This window comes from Shewanella sp. GutCb, from assembly GCF_002836135.1.
Classification (GTDB): Bacteria; Pseudomonadota; Gammaproteobacteria; order Enterobacterales; family Shewanellaceae; genus Shewanella.
This window is the reverse complement of record NZ_PJBL01000032.1, coordinates 1-20,810: the sequence shown is the minus strand read 5'-3', so window position 1 is coordinate 20,810 and position 20,810 is coordinate 1. Positions and strand designations below refer to the sequence as shown.

Sequence of the window (20,810 nt, the reverse complement as noted above, 5' to 3'; positions counted from 1 at the left end):
AAACGGCTTGAGGATCGCAGTACTAACAGACCTCTGTAGTGCAAACGCCAGTAATTATGAGTAGGTAATCTACGCTCAACTCTGAGCCTGCTATGCTCAGGCGGTATGCGTGTTCGACTCCCTATTGAGTGATGATCATCACTCGTTTTAAACCGGTTTTCAGATGATTTATATGACACTATCTTAATCCAGATTAAGGATTGTCTTCTATATTGGAGGTAATATTAGTTATTGCTGATTCGTACATAGCAAAAAAGAACAGCCATGCTTAATGCATGGCTGTTCTTTTTTATCTCATGATCACGCTATATTACAAAAATCGATTTTTAAGAGGATTAGACTTGAGTACTTTGTTTGCAGAAACCTGTATTGGCAAGATGACATTGAAAAATCGCTTCATTCGAAGCGCTACCTGGGAAAATATGGCGACTGAAGATGGCCATATGACAGATAAGTTGTACGCTATCTACGCAGAACTCGCTAAAGGAGAAGTCGGTCTCATTGTCACGGGTTACGCCAATATTGTAGAAGAAGAGCAGCCTAATGCCGGCATGATGGGAATGTACAATGATTCCTTTATCACTGAATACAAAAAACTCACCGAGTTGGTACACAGCAATGATGCCAAAATAGTGATGCAACTTGCCTACGGTGGCACAAAAACCACGCATAATGTGGGCGAAAGAGTGATCTATGCGCCGAGTGAAGTGTGCGAAAGAGGTACACTAACTTTAGGCAAAGCCATGACCAAGGATGAAATAGATTACATCGTTGAAGCATTTGCTCAAGCAAGTCGAAGAGCTCAATCATCGGGGTTTGATGGAGTCGAAATACACGCGGCACATAGCTACTTGATCAATCAGTTTTTAAGCCCATATTACAATCGAAGAGAAGATGAATATGGTGGCAGCTTAGACAATCGAATGAGACTATTAGTAGAGATCTATGCAGAGATAAGAAAGCTTGTAGGTGAAGACTATCCAATATTAGTTAAATTAACCGCATCTGAGTTTTTTGAGGGGGGGTTAACCTTTGCTGAAACCCGCATAATTTGTAAAAAATTAGAAGCGATTGGCGTGGATGCTATTATCATCTCAGGGAATATCCATGGCAAGGCCAGCACCATGATTGGTCAATGTTTTGATGGCTATACTATTCAACAAGAAGGCTACTTCCATGAATATGGCCATGTTATTAGCCAAGACGTCAATGTCCCCATTATTACCGTTGGCGGATTGAGTGACATTACTGCGATTGAAGAGATTGCCTACAAAACCAATATCCAATACTTCGCAATATCAAGACCTTTTCTGGCAGAACCTCATTTAATTAAGCGCTGGAAACAAGGCAAAAAAGCTGCAGTTGATTGTGAAAGATGCTCAAAATGCCGCACTAAGCGTGGTAATTTTTGTGTCGTGCACAGAAAGAGAAAAACTAATCTAAAGCCAATGTAAAAGCACAGTTAAAACATCGATGCACTCGGTTGATCTACCCAACTACAATCACCCAAGCCTAAACTCTGCGGCGAGCATTGATATAGCGCAATGGCTTTCTGTCACTGATTTTTCGGTGGGATCACTTTTACAACTAGGGCGTACAGATCCTCCAGTGTGTTGTGCAAAGCTAGATGAGCTATTTTTACCATTGTTAAACAATGCTATCGAAGATCAACATAGTGAAATAACCCGTAAGGTGCTGCCACTATTAGATTCAACACCTATTTCCGCAGCTGTCTTGCTCGCAGAGAACGTTAGAGCGCAGTTTTAATCGAGTCACCGGGCTCACGATGAAACAATGCCAGTCGATGAACAAATTAGAAACGATGTTAGAATATTTGTATCAGCGCAATGCAACGGACATTGATTGGGTTGATGTGGCGTTAACATTCGACTTTAGTGACCAACCTCATCTCATTCGGTAACTTAAAAAATAAATTGGCTTAACGCCGAAAAATTACATTGAAGAAAGAGGCTTAACTATCGACATCTATGGCGGGGTTAACTCTAGCGAGTAGATGAGACTGGGTTACCGCTCGAATGGGTTTATTTAATCATGTACAAACAGTGTTGTAGCGGTATTGCTGCGGGGTATTCGCTTTGCACAAAACCCAATTTCAGGTAGGTGTATAATGCTTGGTGGTTGTGAGATAACACAAACAATGAACTTTGCTCAACATTGAACGCCTTAAGCCCTTTGGCTGTCAGCTGTTCTATAAGCATTTTGGCTAAACCGTTACCACGCCATTGTGGACTGATGACGATTCTACCTAAGTGACACCTATCGATTCGCCGGTAGTATTGGCCAAAGCCTAAAAGCTGTTTTTTGTCAGAGACTAATACAAAAGAAGCTAGTTTATCAAGCGTAAGATCTGCTGTAAAAGAGCTTAGATTGTAGGGATATCTAAAATTTGGGCCAGCCCAATCAAATACCGCTTGTGTATCGGTGAACCAAGTCAGCATCTGTTCTAAATGCTCTGGCTCGGGGCTTACTAGCTGGGCTTTGATTACAAGCATTGTAAGTGGCCTCGCAAATAAGAAAATACACTGCTGAAAATGACTTAACTGCTTAACCGTAAACGGGCATCGTTTTGTTCAATTATACGGTGTTGCTGGCGTTAAACTGAGTTTATTACCTTAGCGTTGTTCTGAATAGAAAGGCCTGTAACTCAATCACAATCGGGAGCAATAAGTCACAAGCCTCAGCACTCAGTATTAGTCTAAGTGTTCAGCCTCTTGTCGCACTGCTTCAACAACGGTTTCAGGGGCCGCTAAATACTTTGAATGATCAATGAAAATACCTTGGTCATCAACGGTTAACATTAGCACTGGAAATGATGTTGTACCAATAACTTCATAGATCTCAGCAATCCCCGCCAGCGTCTGCTCAGCATCATTGATTAACTCCTCTCTAAACACCTTATTCGATGGCGATATCTTATGAGTATCAATGATGGTGCTAAAATCATGTTTGTTGGTCAGTGGATTGCCTTCGACAAAATGAGCATGCTGTAATGCAGTAAGCACGGTTAGCATTTTATCTGGTTGTTTGGTTTCCAGCCAAGCCATTAGATTGGCGACCTTAGTGGCATCTTTTGGGCTGTTTGCATAACGAATATGCTCTCTACCAAACTTAACCTTAGATAGCTTTTTAATCGCGTCAACTTGGTCAAGACCCGCTGAATCTGTGCCGTCAAAGTGGCAGCAGTGCAGTAAGTGAAGTTGTATGGTTGGAAAAGCTTCACATAGAGCATTAACTAAGGGCGTTGTTGCATAGCTCCATGGACAATGACTGTCATAAATAAAATACAGCTCAAGCTGGGCATCATTAAGTTTGGTATCGTTGTTCATTTACTTCAATCTTGATATTGATAAGTGAATGCTGATCCTATGAGCTTTTTCACTTTATATCAATTAACCTTGTGCAATAAAAGGCAATATTGAGCAATCTTTTGCCAGATTTTGATCCATTAACGCCTCAGCAAACAATCCTGGACCATTGCATAGCGATAAAACTAACATTTGTAGCTCTGTTGAAGCCTATTTCTGTCTAAGCGAATTGCCGCTTCAATTGCTCAGGTGTTGTATGTCAGAGCATCATTCAATAATGGATAGGTCGAAAATGCGAGTCAAAGGCGATCAACTTCATAGTTTAGTCATAAGTTAATCATGTTCCGTAGCCACGGGATTATTGAATCACTAAAATCCATTTTTAACAGCTTCTAATACAGCACATCGTTTGCCTATTTGAAGATCTTAGTCATACATGTTGTAGGTTGATATATATCGTGAGAAAAATCGAGTTGTTGGCACCGGGTGGTGATATAGAGTCAATCAAAGCGGCTATCGTTGCAGGGGCTGATGCCGTTTATTGCGGCCTTGATAATTTCAATGCTCGAAAACGCGCTGAAAATCTCAATTTTGAACAGCTATGCGGATTATTAAGAGTCGCTCATCAGCACCACTGTGAGTTATTTTTAACCTTGAATATTATTGTGCTAGAGCATGAGTTACCCGCTCTTTTCAAACTACTCAACCAACTTGTGAATACCGATATTGACGGTGTCATTGTGCAAGATCTCGGTGTGTTTGACATTATTTCCCGTTATTACCCCAGTTTAGCGGTGCATGCCTCAACTCAATTAACCACTCACAATAGCGGTCAACTGGCGTTTTTAAAGGAGATGGGAGCTACGCGAGCAAACCTGTCTAGAGAGTTGGATCTTGGTGAGATCACCGAGTTATCGACGATGGCGCATAGGCTCGACATGCTAACGGAAGTATTTGTACATGGCTCCAACTGCATCGGCTTTTCTGGCCTTTGTTATTTCAGCTCCGCGCACGGCGGTAATTCGGGTAATCGCGGCCGCTGTAGTCAACCCTGTAGAGATCAATATCAACGTACGGATGTAGGATCTGATTACCCTTTAAATATGAAAGACAATTCCGCCTTTGATGATCTTGAAAGTCTCATTAACGCGGGTGTTGATTCATTAAAAGTTGAAGGCCGGATAAAAAAATCCCATTACGTTTATAGCGTTATTGATACTTGGCGGCAGCAACTGACAAAACTGCAACAGCAGCAAACATTAACAAGTGATAAAACAGCACTATATACGGTGTTTAACCGTGACTTTACCAACGGCTATCTAACGGGGAACGTGGGCAAAGAGATGTACATCGACAATCCCCGAGATAACGCTGTACAACACTTTAGCGCGATAGCGTCTAAAAGTGACCAACCGACAAGTGAGGTTATTCAGGTCGTTAAGCAACGGCTCTATGATAAGAAAACCCTTATTATTGATTCAGTAACTGAACAAATCAAAACGTTGGATATTAGTAAGCCTGAAATTGAGCTACAGATCAGCGGTGATATTGGCACTCCACTTAACATTAGTGTTTTTGTCGCGGCGAGTGACACCCCAAGTTTTAGCGTGATATCAACAAGCTGTTTAACCGCTGCGGACAAGTATCATTTATCGGTTGAGGAACTCACCAGCCGCTTCGCTAGCCTCAATTCTTATAAACATGTGCTAAAGAAAGTTAACTGCACCGGCTTGGCAAGCGCCATTTACCTCTCTTTTAAAGAACTGACACAGATGAAAACGGCCATTGTAACGTTTTTGAACGGCAACAAGGCGCTATATAAGCCGATTGAATTCAGTGATATTCGTAAACAACGCCTCGCTAATGCAGTATTGAACACACGCCAAAATACCGCGCGGCCAACTGAGTTATCTGTTTTGATCGGTAATCGAAAAGATCTGGCCTTATACACACAATTAAAGCAACAAAGCTCGACTGAACAAGTGAGATTTTACTACGCGGTGCCTGACTCAATTGCCATTGAACAGGAAAAACTCATTGCGCTGTTCAACGCACACCCAGAACTCACTCCCTGGTTTGGCGCCATCGTGCTGCAAGCAGACTTTATTACGGTAGCACAACTGCTTAAGAGTATTCCGCAAACACTGATAGCCACCAATAATAGCGGTGTAGGCCATATCGCACATACCTTGGGTGTTAACTGGATTGCAGGGCCCCACCTCAATACCAGTAATTCATTTAGTTTGCACAGTTTGAAAAAAGTAGGTTGTGTTGGCGCATTTATCTCTAATGAACTTAATGCAAAACAGATAAAAGCCATTAATCCACCACAGAATTTCAGCCTACATTACAGCGCATTGCATCCCGTATTACTGATGACGAGTCGACAGTGTTTGTTCTTACAATCTTCTGGTTGCGATAAGTCTGTAATGGATAGCGAGTGCCTATCGGTTTGCAAAAAACAGACGACAATTACTAATGTTAAAGACGTCAGTTTTATCATTGATAAAAAAAGGCGGGATCACAATAACTTGATCGGTGCAGAGCACTTCTTCAACCCAGACATTATTCATGAAATCCCCAATAAATTTGAACATATATTGTTGGATCTAAGAGCGATAGAAACACAGAGTCAATTTGTGTGGCCAAAAGCAGATCTTGTTAGTGCTGTTAAGCGGTTATTGACCCCAGACTCTAATCCTGAGCAGGTTAACTTTCTTAAGCAAGCGCTTTCAGCTTCAACCCGAGCTCAATACTTAAAAGGCTTATGATTGCTAGGGCATAAATTATCGGCGCGAAATAACAGAGGTTTATGTCGTTAACTGCATCAGCATTAACGACACTGCTATTGTCTTAATCTATTACAATCCGCGCCAGATATAAGCGCCGTATTTGAAGTTGAATGATAGAGTCGTAATATCATTTGATGGCGAGAAACGGTTTTCATTGTAATAAGGGATTGTTAGCGCAGCCCCTAACATTTGATCAATACTTGCTGCGCAAACGTTACGATAGCCGTCTATTTTTTACACACCTTTAGAACAATTCAGCCAGAATTGAACATCCGCATCTCAGTAAATAAAAAGCGAACAAGGTCACTTTGTTTACTTATACAGCACTTGAGCCCATATAGCGGTGATTTTACTCATTCATATCAATTTTTTGCGGATAAATGCTATCTAACTGTATAGAGTAGAATTATTAACCGTCATAAGAGGAACGACTATGCCAATAACACCTCTCAGCAGTGACCAGCTATATCGAACTTCAGGACTTAATCAGCTTGCGCCTACCTGTAAATCAACCAAGCATTTAGAGCCGCTAGACAAAATTGTCGGCCAAGAAAGAGCGCAGCAAGCTGTTGAATTTGCACTGTCCATGAAAGAAAAAGGTTACAACATTTATGCACTAGGCCGTAATGGACTAGGCAAACGTACTATGGTGTTACGCCACCTGAGTCGACAAAAAGAAAACGCTAACGGGCGTACGCTTTATGATTGGTGCTATGTCGTCAATTTTGACGATACGCGCAGCCCTAAAGTACTCAAGCTTCCCGCGGGAAGTGGACTCGAATTTAAAAAGCAGATTGAAAAGTTAATGCTCAAATTAGCTAAAGGTTTACCTTTAGCGTTTGATAATGACATGTATTTTTCTCGTGCTGATAAATTGAAAAATCAATTAGCCGCAAAGCAAGAAGAAGCGTTAGTTTTACTCACCGAGGAAGCCAAAAAAGAGAGCATCTCTTTATCAATTTCTGCGCAAGGAAACTACGAGCTAGTGGCACTTGATGGTGAAGAGCCACATACAGAAGCTAGCTACCTAATGCTGTCGGCAAAAAAGCAAGACACACTGCAAACGGCAATTAGCGGACTTGAATCAAAACTTCGCGGTATCGTTAGACAGATAACGGTATGGGAAGACGAGTATTCTGAAAAACAGCAAAAGCATGATGAACAAGTGGCAGAAGAAGTCTTGTCGCTTGCCTTTACTAAGCTAAAAGAAAGCTATAAAGATCAAGCTAACGTTAAAGCTTTTATAAAAGCGATGCACAAAGATATTTTGGACAACCTTGATATCTTTCTTGAAGAAAGTGAAGAGCAAGCTGCCCTAGCCTACGCATCAATGAGCAAGAAGATGCCAAGGCGCTACCAAATTAACGTACTGGTTGCACAGGACTCTCCGTATCAGCCGATAATTGTTGAAGAGACACCTAACTACCACACTATATTTGGTTACGTGGAAACAGCGACTTACAAGGGCACAGTATTTACCGATTTCTCTTTGATCCGTCCAGGTAGCTTGCATAAAGCAAATGGTGGCGTATTAATGATCGATGCGGTTAAAGTACTTGAGCATCCCTACGTTTGGGATGGTCTTAAACGCGCATTACGTTCACGTAAATTGAGCTTGACCTCTCTTGAGCGTGAAGTGACGTTGTCCGGCGCTATCTCTCTTGAGCCGGAAGCAATACCGTTAGATGTGAAAATCATTCTGTTTGGCGACTTTGCCACCTACAAGCTATTACAGCAATATGACGCTGAGTTTACCGAGCTATTCAGAGTCACAGCTGATTTTGAAGATAGAATGCCAAGAACCGATGACTCTGAGAGCCATTACGCGCAATTTATCTCTAGCATTGTACACAGCAATAAGATGCTGCATTGCGATCGCAAAGCGATAGCACGGATAATTGAGTTTAGCTCTCGGCAAGCCGACGATCAGAATATGCTCTCTTTGCACTCGGTTGATATTGCTAATTTACTCAGAGAGGCAAACTACTGCGCGCGGGCCGTCAGTTCAAATATGATCCGTACCAGTCATGTCGAGCAAGCATTAATCAACAAAGAGCAGCGTATATGTCGTGCTAAAGACGATTACATGCAAAGTTTCATTAACGGCACTACCTTAATTGCCACTGAAGGTAAGCAAACCGGTCAAGTTAATGCACTATCAGTCATGTCGACGACTGACTACCAGTTTGGTTCACCAAGTCGGATTACAGCGACCACCTCTTTCGGTGAAGGGCGCGTATTTGATATTGAACGCACGGTTGAACTCAGCGGTAGTATTCACTCAAAAGGTGTGATGATTTTAACTGCTTATATTGCTTCCATCTTGGGTAAAACAGATAAAATCCCCCTGTCGACGCACCTGACTTTTGAGCAATCCTATGGCGGTGTGGATGGTGATAGTGCCACTATGGCTGAGCTATGCGCGATGTTGTCCTCTTTTGCTGACCAGCCACTGAGACAGGATATTGCAATTACCGGTTCAATGAACCAGTTTGGGGAATCTCAGCCTATTGGTGGGGTTAACGAGAAAATTGAAGGTTTCTTTGATGTCTGTAAAATTAAAGGCCGCAAGAGCAGTCAAGGCGTGATCATTCCAGCTTCAAATATTCATAATTTGATGCTTAGAGCTGATATCGTTGACGCCGTTAAAAAAGGGAAATTTCATATATGGGCCATCAGCCACGTAGATGAGGCGATAGAACTACTCACTGGAGTTAAAGCGGGTAAAGCGGATAAGCAAGGAAACTACGACCCTAAAAGCTTATTGGGCAAAGCTCAGCTCCGGTTGAAGTCTCTTTATAAAACAAAACCATAATTGACATATTGGAAGTAAATAAAAAGGCCGAACATATGTTCGGCCTTTTCGATGCATTTTCTGTCTAAGCGAAAGCGGCTTGCAAAGGCGGAACCACTTGCTTCTTACGACTCAGCACGCCATCAAGCCAAAACTTAGCGTCAGTTGAGTGCTTATCAAAAGCAGATTCGATAATGCTTAAATCGTCACTAACGATAAGCATTTCTGAACCTTCTTTCATTATATCAGTCAGTAGCAACAAAACGCTGTGACGTTTGCCTTCAGCTTTTAATAATGCGATATCAGCGGCTAAACCGGCTTTAATATCATCAAACACTGACAAATCAATCACTTCTAGCTGGCCAATGCCGACTAAATTCCCGTTCATATTGAAATCTTTAAAATCACGTAGTACGAGATCACGTGCTGGTGTGCCCTGCACTGCGGATTTCACTTTAAACATATCCATGCCAAGTTCTTTAAAGTCTTCAATACCTGCGATTTCAGCAAGTGCTTCAACACACTTAATATCAGCGGTAGTACAGGTGGGTGATTTAAAGATGACGGTATCACTTAGGATGGCACACATCATAATGCCAGCAATCCCTTTAGGGATCTCGACATTATAAAAGTCATACATCATTTTAATAATAGTGTTGCTACAGCCTACTGGACGGATCCAACATTCGAGCGGTGTAGAGGTTGTTAGATCACCCAATTTATGGTGGTCAACAATACCGACAATTGTCGCTTCAGCGATATCATCCGGCGCTTGAGTAAGCTCAGAGTGATCAACAATGTATACTTCCTCGCCAGCGTAGCTCATCTTGAGTTCTGGTGCGTCAAAACCAAACTTTTCCAAAATAAACGCAGTTTCAGGTGATATTTCACCTAAACGAGAAGCAATAGAAGCTTCTCCAATTTGGTTTCTTAGATGTGCAAGTGCAATTGCACCACAAATTGAATCTGAATCTGGGATTTTGTGGCCCACGACATAAACTGGCATAAATAACGCTCTCCTTTAATTTTCAGCGATTTTAACAAACTTTTCGGCAATGCGGAATTAGCAAAAAGGTCGAATACACTGTCCTTACACCAATATACTCCTTTTTAAGCCACTCTATCTTGCCAAGCGCTGAGTATCGGAAGTCTAACGCCTAATCGTCATCACGCCTCACAGAGCTAAACTTATTTGCTAATTGCGATGTAATACTCAAAAAGGGTGTTTATCTACCCAATTACGGTAGAGTTGGGCTCCAAATATATCAAAATGTGCCATTTTCCTGTATAAGCATGCGTCCTATTACACTTTTCACACTAGAGCTTGGTAACGATGTCAGACAAATTTTTTTTTAAAGGTCGCAAAAACCCTAAACCGAAACATGAAAGTTACGGATTCAATACTAAACGTGTAGCCAAGCTTGGTACCGACGTAAACCCTCTTGTTTTAACGGTTCAAAGTGAAGAGCGCCTTAAAGAGGTAAACCTCTTACTGTCTGATAACCAGCTTCTTGGAAACGTGACCATTGACGCGACTATTGAAGAAAACGTTATCGATTTAATGGGTATTCTTAATCGACCTGAAACGACGCGCGTTGAAAAACAACCTAATCGAAATGAACCTTGCCCATGTGGTAGTGGCAACAAGTTTAAAAAGTGCTGTGGTTAATCCCATAAACTCACCGATTTAGTGAAAGCATTTTTAATTTTGTACTCTATTCCTATTTTTGTAAAAGATGTTATTGGTGAAGGATGCAATGTCCTTCGCCGACAGATTCTTTGTTTGTACAATTGAAACATCTTTTGCTTATCCCTATCGCGTTAACCATTACTAGCCTCTACGGAGGTTCAGTTTGTTACATTTTTAACCATTCAGAATATCCCTAAATATAGTAAAAATGGACCATTAAAAACTAAGTTTAGACATATCCTCTACATTTTAAAACACAATATACTGTTGTAATTGTTGTTTAATTTACCGATACACTCCTTATCTAAGTTTAAAAAACAACCCACTCAGTGCACCACAAATAGAACAATACCGTCCCCTTCCGAAACACACGTTTACACAATCACACTGTTACAATTACTTATATCTATTAACATACGTTCAAAATAATTATTCGATTGCGCTGACCTTGGCCGTACAATCATCAGGATCAAGGTTCAATTGCAGTATGTGTTGGAACTGCTTCAACAAGAGGACGTGTTTGTGGCTACGAAAAAACAAATAATTCTACCCGTGGTAGTGATTGCATTAGGTGTCGCTGGATTTATTGGAATATCGGCATTGAAAAAGCCCCCTGAAGAGAAACCGGAGCTTGATACGACCCCTTTAGTGTCGGTGCAAGCAGTTGAAATCAAGCCGATGGACTTTTCAGTCAATTCTTACGGTGTTGTTGCAGCAAAATATGAAACTGAATTGGTTTCGCAAGTAAATGGTGAAATTGTTTATTTGTCAGACAAGTTTGTCCGCGGTGGTTTCGTCAAAAAAGGCGACGTATTAGCAAAGATTGATCCAAGCGATTATGACGCTGCACTCATTGATGCACAAGCTAGCATGGCATCGGCACGAGCGACTTTAGTGCAAGAGAAAGCTTTTGGTAAGGTTGCCGAAGCGGAATGGAAACGTATCAAAGACGGAGTTCCTACTGAGCTGAGTTTGCGTAAACCACAACTTGCACAGGAAATAGCCAAACTGAACTCTTCTGAAGCAGGCCTTAAACGGGCAAAACGTAATGTTGAACGCACCATCATTAAAGCGCCTTATGACTCTCTAATTGAATCACGCAAAATTGGACTGGGCTCTTATGTCAGTATGGGCACCCAACTAGGGAAAGTGTTAAGCACTGCGGATGCCGAAATACGTCTGCCAATTGCCGATAAAGAGATTCAATTTTTAAACAATAAAGGTAAGAACGCAGAAGTTATCTTAAAAGGTGATTTCGCCGGCAAGCCTCAGGAGTGGAAAGCCACTATCGTCCGCAGTGAAGGCGTTATTGATAGTCGCAGCCGCATGACCTACCTGGTTGCAGAGGTTTCAGATCCTTATGGACTGAAAAGTAATCTGAACGAACTGCGCTATGGCACCTATGTAACTGCGACCATCGAAGGCTTACACGCGGGACAGGTCACTGAAGTCGCCCGTCACTTAGTTATTAATAACCAAGTGGCTGTTATAGATGATAAGGGCGTACTTAGGTACAAAGATGTGACTATCGTGCGTCAAATAGGTTCTAAGGTGATTATCACTGACGGACTCGACCTTGGGATGAACGTGATTACTTCCGCGCTTGATTATCCAATCGAAGGTATGCAACTTGCCCTTCCCAAAGATAAAGTGTTTGATGGTGAAGTTCTCGCCCCTAAACCAACGCAAATAGCGATGGGTGAGAAGGAATAACCATGATAGATACCCATAAAGGCGTAATCGCTTGGTTTGCCCGTAACAGTGTTGCCGCAAACTTATTAATGATCATCATTATTGTCGGCGGCTTGCTAACTGCAAACACGATACGCAAACAGTTTTTCCCAGCAGTTGAAATAAACTGGCTAGAATTCAACGCTGTATATCCAGGCGCAGCCCCACAAGAAGTTGAAGAAGGAATAACGATTAAGATCGAAGAAGCGCTCGAGAGCGTTCAAGGTCTTAAACGCGTAATTACCTATTCAAACCGTAACGTCTCTTCTGGCTATTTTAGAGTCGAAGACTCTTATGATCCTCAAGTGGTACTAGAAGAGGTTAAATCAGAAATTGATTCTATCTCGAGCTTCCCCGATGATATGGAACGTCCTAAAGTAGAGCGTATTAAACTTCGCCAAGAAGTGATGTACATGAGCCTCTATGGTGATTTAAACCAACGTCAGCTTAAAGATCTTGGTGAGAAAATACACGATGAATTACTGCAACTGCCTTTAGTTAATATTACCGATTTTTATGGTGGCTTAGGCTATGAAATTGCCATTGAGGTCAGTAAAGATCGCTTAAGGGAGTTTGGCTTAAGTTTTAACGATGTCGCTGCTGCAGTACGCGGTTACTCGCGCAACATGTCAGCAGGGCAAATACGCGCTGAAAACGGTTATATCAATCTGCGAGTGCAAAACCAAGCTTACGTCGGCTATGAGTTTGAAAGCTTACCGCTGCTCACTTTGCAAGATGGAACTACCCTGCTGCTTGGTGATGTCGCTACTGTCATTGATGGCTTTGAAGAAGGCATTCAATATTCAAAGTTCAATGGTAAAAACTCGGTCACCTTCTTTATTGGCGCCGCCAATGACCAAAGCCTAACCGACGTTGCTGATGTGGTAAAAGGCTATATAGCGGATAAGCAAAAAGAGCTGCCTAATGGCGTTACGCTAGAACCTTGGGTTGATATGACCTACTACTTAGAAGGCCGTCTTAACTTGATGTTAGACAGCATGAAAAGTGGCGCTATTTTAGTCTTTATCCTACTGGCTTTGTTCTTACGGGTAAGACTGGCATTTTGGGTGATGATGGGCTTACCTGTTTGCTTCCTCGGCACGTTGCTCTTCATGCCAACAGCAATGATCGATGTCACCATTAACGTCATTAGCTTGTTTGCTTTCATCTTAGTGCTCGGTATTGTGGTCGACGATGCCATTGTGATGGGCGAAAGTGCCCATGCTGAATGCGAAGAGAAAGGCCAGCATATCGACAATGTCATCCGGGGTGTCAAGCGGGTTGCAATGCCTGCGACCTTCGGAGTCTTGACTACGATAGCGGCGTTTTTACCGATAACACTGGATGATGGCCCCTCCTCTGCCTTTGGTAAGGCGATTGGTTTTGTGGTTATTCTTTGTTTAATATTCTCGTTAGTTGAATCTAAACTCATCCTGCCAGCCCATTTGGCACGCATGAAGCAACCGAAAGTAGTGCAACCTGGTTCTAAAAATCCATTAGATTGGCTGCGTAATATTGTGAATTACCTGCAGAAAAAGGTCGATACCGGCCTGAAAATACTGATTAGCCAGTATTACCGTCCCTCTCTAGAACTTGCCGTTAAATATCGCTACACGGTGATTATGATATTTATCAGTATGATTTTAATCTGTGCTGGGTTATATGCAGGCGGTTTGGTCAGATTTATTGGTCAGCCGAAAATCCCTCATGACTTTCCACGCATTACCTTCGAGATGAATATTGATGCTTCAGAAAAATCGACGTTAACCGCGGCACTGCAGATTGAACGTGCGCTGCGTGAGGTTGATGTTGATCTTGAAGCACAATACGGCCAGAAAATGATCTCCGACATGCAGGTTGAGTTGCGAGGTCGAACTTCAGCGCAGGTAATGACTAAGTTGGTTGACCCTGAACTTCGCCCTATGGATACCTTTGCCGTTGCCGAACTTTGGCGTCAAAACATGCCAAAGATCCCAGGTATGAAATCATTCACCATTCAAGATAACCTCTTTGGTGGTGGACGTGATGATGGTGATATTAGCTTCAGGCTCGAGGGTAAAGACGACGCACAATTAGTTGCTGCGGCTAAAGAGCTAAAAGCAAAGCTTAACACCTTAAAAGGTGTAGGCGATGTCAATGATAGCCGTCAATCGAGTGCGAAAGAGATCCAGTTCGAACTTAAGCCGCTGGCACATAGCTTAGGTTTAACATTGGCAGATATAGCAGGCCAAGTAGGTAATAGCTTTTATGGTCTAGAAGCCCAAAGGATTTTACGTAATGGTGAAGAGATAAAAGTGATGCTTCGCTATCCTGAAGAGCAGCGAAACTCAATTGCTCAGGTGTCTGATGTCAATATCAAAACACCACAGGGTGCTGAAATTCCTTTGTCTGAAGTGGCTTTGATTGTTGTCACCGACGGTGTTAACAGCATTCGACGTGAAAATGGTAATCGTACCATCAACGTTTGGGGTTCTGTTGATGCAGACCAGGCTGAACCGTTTAAGTTAGCCAAAGATGTTAGAGATAACTTCTTACCTGAATTATTGACTAAGTACCCAAGGGTTAAAAGTGAAGTGTCTGGCAATATCCAAGAGCAACTTGATAGTGCCGATACCCAGTTAAGAGATTTCCTCATCTCGATGCTAGTGATCTACAGCTTGCTTGCCGTGCCGCTAAAATCATACGCACAACCGATAATGATAATGGCTGTTATTCCATTTGGGGTAATTGGCTCTGTACTGGGACACATGCTGTTAGGTTTAGATCTGAGTGCTCTTTCGGTATTTGGTATTATCGCCGCCGCAGGTGTCGTGGTGAACGACTCCTTGGTGATGGTCGATTACATCAACAAGTCTAGAGAGTCTGGGATCCCGATGAAAAAATCGGTACTAGAGGCGGGTTGTCGACGCTTTAGAGCGATTATGTTGACATCACTAACAACATTTATCGGCCTAGTGCCTATTATGGCTGAGACCAGCATGCAGGCGCAGATGGTCATTCCAATGGCTGTGTCACTCGCTTTTGGTGTGTTGTTTGCCACAGTGGTTACTTTGGTGCTTATTCCTTGTCTTTACGTGACTATCGAAGACATAAAGCGATTGATTGGCAGTAGATCAAGAGCGGAAGAACCAATTGAAAATCAGGAGTTTTTAGAACCTGTGCTTTAAAATAGTACCCAGTAAGATCAACGTTAGTCGTATCAATTAGGTCGTCACCTATCTCAATCAAGCCAGTTGCTAATGTAACTGGCTTTTTTGTTGCTCTATTCAAAGCAAAGGCCATTACAAAATAACAGGCTACGTCTTAATGTTGTGCCAAGATAGCGAACTTAAACAATAGCAACCCTAGGTTCGACGGGGTCTATTTTACAAAGCAAAAAGCCCGATATCTTTCGATATCGGGCTTTTCTAATGTGGCGGAGAGATAGGGATTTGAACCCTAGATAGGCTACAAACCTATGCCGGTTTTCAAGACCGGTGCATTCGACCACTCTGCCATCTCTCCGAACGCCGCGAATAATATAGCGCTCGATTAATCTTGTAAAGACTTTATTGTAGATTTTGACGCACTTGGTCAATTACACTGCAAATTGACTACTTTTCGTCTCTATCTACGCCAACTCTAGCCGGGTCAGGGAAAACAAAGTTTTTATTAGCCTCTTCCCATGACTTATAGTTACGCAGTTTAAAACCAACAAAAACAATAAATGAACTGAGCATGATACCCCAACCTATTGCGGTTTCGCCTTTACTCGCCCAAATAGCCACTAAGCTTGAAGCACCGAATGATAAGCTAATTTGTATGAAATTTTGAAGTCCTGCTGCTTTAGCGGCATTTTTCGAAAATTCCTGTAACGCACCATTCACCACTATCGGATAGATAGCACCATTACACGCTGCTAAAACAGAAAATGCTGCAAGCAATGGAAATATAGAAAGTCCTTTAACTAGAATCGTGACGATAACAATGGCAAATACACTGAGACCAAATATACTCAGAAGTACTTTAAGCGCAGCCTCAGAACCAGATTTACGAATAAGTGTCTTACTCGCATAACCGCCTAAAATAAACATTAGTGTTTGTGGAATGAAGCTAAGGCCGATTGCTGTTGCATCGAATCCATGCTGTTCCATTACCATTGGCCATACCGTAAGGTAGGAGAAAAACGCACCTGAGCATGCACCAAAGATAATAACGTTACCTAAATATTTGGTATTTTTTAAAATAGAAAGGTAACTAATCTGACTCGTTTGTTTTTCAGTGACCTTAGTTTCACTAGGGACAAAGAAAAATGTTAACGCAATCATGGCTACAGCTAAACAGCTCAATGTAATGAAGATACTTTCCCAACCAAAATACTGCAGTATAAAGGCACCCAAAAGTGGCGCCAATGCGGGTGAAAGCGCGACTAAAGGCATAATGTTTGAGAATACATTTTGTGCTTTGCTAGCATCGTATTTTTCAATCACTATGGCTTGCCAAATAACACCGGCAGAACAGGCACCGATAGCTTGCGCAAATCGGGAAAGGTTAAACACCAACATTGATTCGCTTGTCGCAAGTGAAAGACTCGCCAATGTAAATAAGGATAAGCCAAAAATAAGCGCGTTCCGTTTACCAAAACGTTCTACTATTGGACCATAGATTAGTTGACCTAATGCTAACCCAGCCAAGAAAAATGTTAATGACATTGCCACTTGTGAGGGGGATGTTGCCATTGTGTCTTCAATTGCTTTGAAAGCAGGCAAATACATATCAGTGGCGATGAATCCAAGCATGCTTAACAGCGCTAGGTAGGATAGAAATATATAGTATTTAGCGTTCATTAGAGATTTCATAAGTAAAAAATTGAATTTGGATTAATTAAGTCGGGCAGTGTAAACACTTGCTAAATGGCTGTGAAACGTTTATTTTTCATATTAGCCTTCAAAAAAACTCACAGCAGGATGTGAACCATGATTTCAGAACAATCTATGCGGTTAATTGATATGGTTGCGCGCGTAGGGAGCTTTACCGCTGCCGCCAACAAACTTCACAAAGTCCCTTCAGCTGTGAGTTACGCCGTTAAGCAAATTGAAGAAGAACTCGGGGTGATCCTATTTATTAGGCATCACCGCAGTGTTAGTTTAACGCCAGCGGGTGAGCATTTTGTAAAACAGTCACGCACTATACTCACTGAAATGGAAACCATGCGCTCTGACACTATTAGAGTGGCTAATGGGTGGCAACCTACTTTGTCTATCGCGTTAGATAACATCGTTCGTGCCGATAAAATCAGTAATTTGATTGCTGATTTCTATCGCACATTTGACAATGTTGAATTGATTATTCGAATTGAAGTCTTTAATGGGGTATGGGAGTCGATTGCAACGGGACGAAGCGATATTGCCATCGGCGCAACCACCGCGATCCCAGTGGGGGGAGATTACCATTTTAAAGACATGGGTGACATTGACTGGTGTTTTCTTGTCGGCAAAAATCACCCATTAGCAACAATTGACCGGCCAATTACTGATGACGAGCTACGTCAATACCCTTCGATTTGCTTAGAGGATACGTCTCGAGAGATCCCTAAACGCATGACCTGGTTATTAGAGAACCAACGACGATTAGTGGTACCTGATTGGGTCCGCGCCATTAATTGCTTCAGAGAAGGCTTAGGTATTGGCTACATGCCAGCACATTTTGCCTATCCTTTCATAAAAACAGGGGCGTTAATTGAAAAACAATTAGAGCGTCCAAAAAAGAAAAGTCCCTGTTGTTTAGCGTGGAATGATGCCAATAAATCCCCCGCTATGGCTTGGGTATTGGATTACTTGGGCGATACCGAAAAACTGCATAAAGATTGGTTAGACTAAAAATTTGATCTTCAATCAGTGGGGATCAGTATTGATAATACCGATATACAGGCCATTAGCTTTATCCGGCCGTAAAGCTAGGGTATGATTCAGTAACTTAACGAGAGATTTGACACTTATTGAGATTATCGGGAACTACCGGATTAAATAAGGTTCAAACATACAGCTCGAGCATTTGTCTTCGGAGAAAGAAATGAAAGATATGACACAACAAACCGCCTACAGTAGTACGACTGTAGAGGTAAACAAACTGCTTAAAAACACCTACATGCTGCTATCAATGACGTTAGCTTTTTCTGCAGTATGTGCAGGTCTAGCAATGGCACTCGCGATCAGCCCAATGATGTCTTTGGGATTATCAATTGGTAGTTTGGTACTGCTGTTTGTGACATTACGTAAAGCAGAATCTAGCGCTGGTCTCTTCTGGGTATTTGCGTTCACCGGTATGCAGGGTGCATCACTGGGTTATATCCTTAACCATTACGCTGGCATGGCTAACGGCCCACAGCTTATTATGCAAGCGCTAGGCTTAACGTCCGTTATCTTTGTGGCCTTGTCTGGTTACGCGGTTACCACTAAAAAAGACTTTTCATTCATGCGCGGCTTTCTAATTGCTGGCTTGGTGATCATGGTTGTCGGCTTGCTGGTAAACATGTTCTTGGGTAATGGTATGGTCTTTATGGCCCTTAACGCGGGTATTGCATTATTGATGACCGGGTTTATTCTTTACGATACCAGTCGAATCATTAATGGTGGCGAAACAAACTACATCCGCGCAACTATCTCACTATATTTAGATTTCTTAAACCTTTTCGTCGCTCTACTGCATTTAATGGGTATCGGAAGTGATGACTAATACCAATTAATTTTTATTGAGTTAAAATGGTCCTACTTAAGGGCCATTTTTTTTATTATGAGTAAATTTATTATCCAGGTTAACTCCCCTGCCTACGGCAGTTCATCGAGTTATAATGCCTATCGTTTTACCGAAACAGCCTTAAAAAATGGCCATGTCGTTGATAAAGTTTTCTTCTATCAAGATGGTGTACTCAACACTAATCATCTGAACAGCCCTGCAAGTGATGAATTTGATTTGGGTAAGGCGTGGTTATCGCTCAGTGAACGCTATAACGTGCCATTGGTTAATTGCGTCTCAGCGGCTCTGCGGCGTGGCGTATTGTCACAGACTGACGCTAATGAAAACCAATTATCTCATTGGAATATGGAGCCTCCATTTATGATGGGTGGTTTAGGTGAGCTGGTGGTTGGAATAGAATCTGCCGACCGCTTGGTTAGTTTTTAGGAGTTAACGTTGAAAAAACTGTGTATTGTGTTTCGTCAAGGTCCTCATGGAAGCGCACAAGGTAGAGAAGCTCTCGATCTTGCGTTGTTGAGTGCCAGTTTTGAGCAGGAAGTCAGTCTTGTTTTTACTGATGAAGGCCTGTTGAACCTCCTTAATCATCAATCTCCAGAAACCATTGGTGCTAAGGATTATATTGCGACTTTTGGCGCCCTACCTCTTTATGATGTTGATACTATTTTAGTGTGTAAGGACTCAATGAAAGAGTTATCACTAGTGGAAGATGATCTTAAACTTGTGGTTGAGGTCTGCGAACCACGCATGATAGCGTCACACTTTAGCCAGGTTGATGAGGTCTTAGTATTTTAATGATTTTACATCATATCCAGTCTTCACCAATGCAAAGCTCAGCGTTAAAAACATGCTTACGCTACATAGATCCCTCTGACACCATTTTACTGTCAGGAAACGCGGTAAATTGCCTGTTAACTCAAGAGTGGCAACAACGGTTGAGCCCATACACGTTAATGTTGCTCGCTGACGATGTTATTGCGCGTGGCTTACAAGCCCGCTTAAGCGCTTATAAGCACATTGACTATAGTGACTTTGTAGAACAGACGTTAACCCATAAGAAAGTGATTAGTTGGTAACAGATGATTGAATATAACGGACAGCAGATAGAAACAGATCACCAAGGCTATTTAAAAGTTGTCAATGATTGGAGTCCAGAGCTCGCGTTGATCATTGCTCAAGATGAACAAATAGTGTTAACGGATGCACATTGGGAAGTCATTAACTTTGTCCGCCATTTTTATTTAGAATTTAAAACAAGCCCTGCGATCCGCGTGTTAGTCAAAGCGATAGGACAAAAGCTAGGAGCCGATAAAGGTAACTCAAAATACCTTTATACACTTTTCCCGATTGGCCCCGCTAAACAAGCAACTAAAATAGCGGGATTGCCTAAACCAGCAAAATGCATTTAGTGACGAGCTAGTTAAAATTGCGTTATCATCAATATTGCCCCATCAAGCCCTATAAATAGGGCTTTTTTGTGGCTATTACTGCTGGCTAAAACAGGAACATACCAATTGTTCGTACAATCTTTAACAATGAATCTAGTAGATCAGCCTATGTAAATAACACGATTGCTAATGAATGGGGATCGAGCTGTAATCTGATGGTTGTTAGATGCGTTATTTCCCCTTCCCCAATCCGTTCAGCTGTCTACAGCGTTTATAAGCGCACGGAGCTTGGTTATGGGCGAGTTTATTCACACGGTACATACGAGTGTCATTACCTAGGATTACTAAATTCAAGAT

Annotated in this window: 17 protein-coding genes and 1 tRNA gene; 13 read left to right on the top strand and 5 right to left on the bottom strand. The window is 42.0% G+C overall.

Annotated features, from left to right (window positions below; genetic code table 11):
• Nucleotides 1-341: 341 nt before the first annotated feature.
• Nucleotides 342-1,454 carry an NADH:flavin oxidoreductase gene (locus CXF86_RS18900; protein WP_180961108.1) on the top strand — a complete coding sequence of 371 codons (1,113 nt, stop codon included), beginning with the start codon at nt 342-344 and terminating at the stop codon, nt 1,452-1,454.
• Between the two features lie 19 nt (nt 1,455-1,473).
• Nucleotides 1,474-1,767, top strand: a complete 294-nt coding sequence (locus tag CXF86_RS22950; RefSeq protein ID WP_102039734.1) for a hypothetical protein — start codon at nt 1,474-1,476, stop codon at nt 1,765-1,767.
• A 275-nt stretch (nt 1,768-2,042) separates the two neighbouring features.
• On the opposite strand, the gene CXF86_RS18885 is transcribed toward CXF86_RS22950, so the two are convergent.
• Nucleotides 2,043-2,513 carry a GNAT family N-acetyltransferase gene (locus CXF86_RS18885; protein WP_101090185.1) on the bottom strand — a complete coding sequence of 157 codons (471 nt, stop codon included), beginning with the start codon at nt 2,511-2,513 and terminating at the stop codon, nt 2,043-2,045.
• A 198-nt stretch (nt 2,514-2,711) separates the two neighbouring features.
• A complete protein-coding gene (locus tag CXF86_RS18880; RefSeq protein WP_102039733.1) occupies nt 2,712-3,347 on the bottom strand; it encodes a protein-disulfide isomerase in 636 nt (211 codons plus the stop codon).
• A 437-nt stretch (nt 3,348-3,784) separates the two neighbouring features.
• On the opposite strand from CXF86_RS18880, the gene CXF86_RS18875 reads away from it, so the two are divergent.
• A complete protein-coding gene (locus CXF86_RS18875; RefSeq protein WP_102039732.1) occupies nt 3,785-6,097 on the top strand; it encodes a peptidase U32 family protein in 2,313 nt (770 codons plus the stop codon).
• 454 nt (nt 6,098-6,551) lie between these two features.
• Nucleotides 6,552-8,933, top strand: a complete 2,382-nt coding sequence (locus tag CXF86_RS18870; RefSeq protein ID WP_102039731.1) for a Lon protease family protein — start codon at nt 6,552-6,554, stop codon at nt 8,931-8,933.
• Between the two features lie 64 nt (nt 8,934-8,997).
• On the opposite strand, the gene CXF86_RS18865 is transcribed toward CXF86_RS18870, so the two are convergent.
• The gene (locus CXF86_RS18865; RefSeq protein ID WP_101090189.1) at nt 8,998-9,918 is read right to left on the bottom strand and encodes a manganese-dependent inorganic pyrophosphatase; all 921 of its coding nucleotides are present in this window, start codon (nt 9,916-9,918) and stop codon (nt 8,998-9,000) included.
• Between the two features lie 327 nt (nt 9,919-10,245).
• Here CXF86_RS18865 and CXF86_RS18860 point away from each other — a divergent pair, with 327 nt between their 5' ends.
• From CXF86_RS18860 to CXF86_RS18850, 3 genes are all read left to right on the top strand, one after another.
• A complete protein-coding gene (locus CXF86_RS18860) occupies nt 10,246-10,581 on the top strand; it encodes a PBPRA1643 family SWIM/SEC-C metal-binding motif protein (RefSeq protein WP_101090190.1) in 336 nt (111 codons plus the stop codon).
• A 543-nt stretch (nt 10,582-11,124) separates the two neighbouring features.
• A complete protein-coding gene (locus tag CXF86_RS18855; protein WP_102039740.1) occupies nt 11,125-12,315 on the top strand; it encodes an efflux RND transporter periplasmic adaptor subunit in 1,191 nt (396 codons plus the stop codon).
• Between the two features lie 2 nt (nt 12,316-12,317).
• Nucleotides 12,318-15,500: an efflux RND transporter permease subunit gene (locus tag CXF86_RS18850; RefSeq protein WP_102039730.1), complete on the top strand. Its 3,183-nt coding sequence runs from the start codon at nt 12,318-12,320 to the stop codon at nt 15,498-15,500.
• Between the two features lie 246 nt (nt 15,501-15,746).
• Here the strand turns inward: CXF86_RS18850 and CXF86_RS18845 are convergent.
• Together CXF86_RS18845 and punC are read right to left on the bottom strand one after the other, a co-directional pair.
• Nucleotides 15,747-15,837: transfer RNA gene (locus tag CXF86_RS18845), tRNA-Ser, on the bottom strand.
• A gap of 89 nt (nt 15,838-15,926) precedes the next feature.
• Nucleotides 15,927-17,171: a purine nucleoside transporter PunC gene (gene punC / locus CXF86_RS18840; RefSeq protein WP_101090192.1), complete on the bottom strand. Its 1,245-nt coding sequence runs from the start codon at nt 17,169-17,171 to the stop codon at nt 15,927-15,929.
• A gap of 117 nt (nt 17,172-17,288) precedes the next feature.
• Here punC and punR point away from each other — a divergent pair, with 117 nt between their 5' ends.
• From punR to CXF86_RS18810, 6 genes are all read left to right on the top strand, one after another.
• Entirely contained in the window at nt 17,289-18,191 is a 903-nt protein-coding gene (punR, locus tag CXF86_RS18835; protein ID WP_101090193.1) for a DNA-binding transcriptional activator PunR, read from the top strand.
• A gap of 202 nt (nt 18,192-18,393) precedes the next feature.
• On the top strand, nt 18,394-19,047 hold the full coding sequence (locus CXF86_RS18830; RefSeq protein WP_101090264.1) for a Bax inhibitor-1/YccA family protein: 654 nt from the start codon (nt 18,394-18,396) through the stop codon (nt 19,045-19,047).
• Between the two features lie 57 nt (nt 19,048-19,104).
• Nucleotides 19,105-19,494 (top strand): sulfurtransferase complex subunit TusD, encoded by a 390-nt coding sequence (gene tusD, locus CXF86_RS18825; protein ID WP_101090194.1) that lies wholly within the window; start codon nt 19,105-19,107, stop codon nt 19,492-19,494.
• A 9-nt stretch (nt 19,495-19,503) separates the two neighbouring features.
• Nucleotides 19,504-19,860: a sulfurtransferase complex subunit TusC gene (tusC, locus tag CXF86_RS18820; RefSeq protein WP_101090195.1), complete on the top strand. Its 357-nt coding sequence runs from the start codon at nt 19,504-19,506 to the stop codon at nt 19,858-19,860.
• A complete protein-coding gene (gene tusB / locus CXF86_RS18815) occupies nt 19,860-20,141 on the top strand; it encodes a sulfurtransferase complex subunit TusB (RefSeq protein ID WP_101090196.1) in 282 nt (93 codons plus the stop codon). The genes tusC and tusB overlap by 1 nt, the downstream gene beginning before the upstream one ends.
• Before the next feature lie 3 nt (nt 20,142-20,144).
• Nucleotides 20,145-20,474 (top strand): TusE/DsrC/DsvC family sulfur relay protein, encoded by a 330-nt coding sequence (locus tag CXF86_RS18810; RefSeq protein WP_101090197.1) that lies wholly within the window; start codon nt 20,145-20,147, stop codon nt 20,472-20,474.
• Nucleotides 20,475-20,810 lie beyond the last annotated feature (336 nt).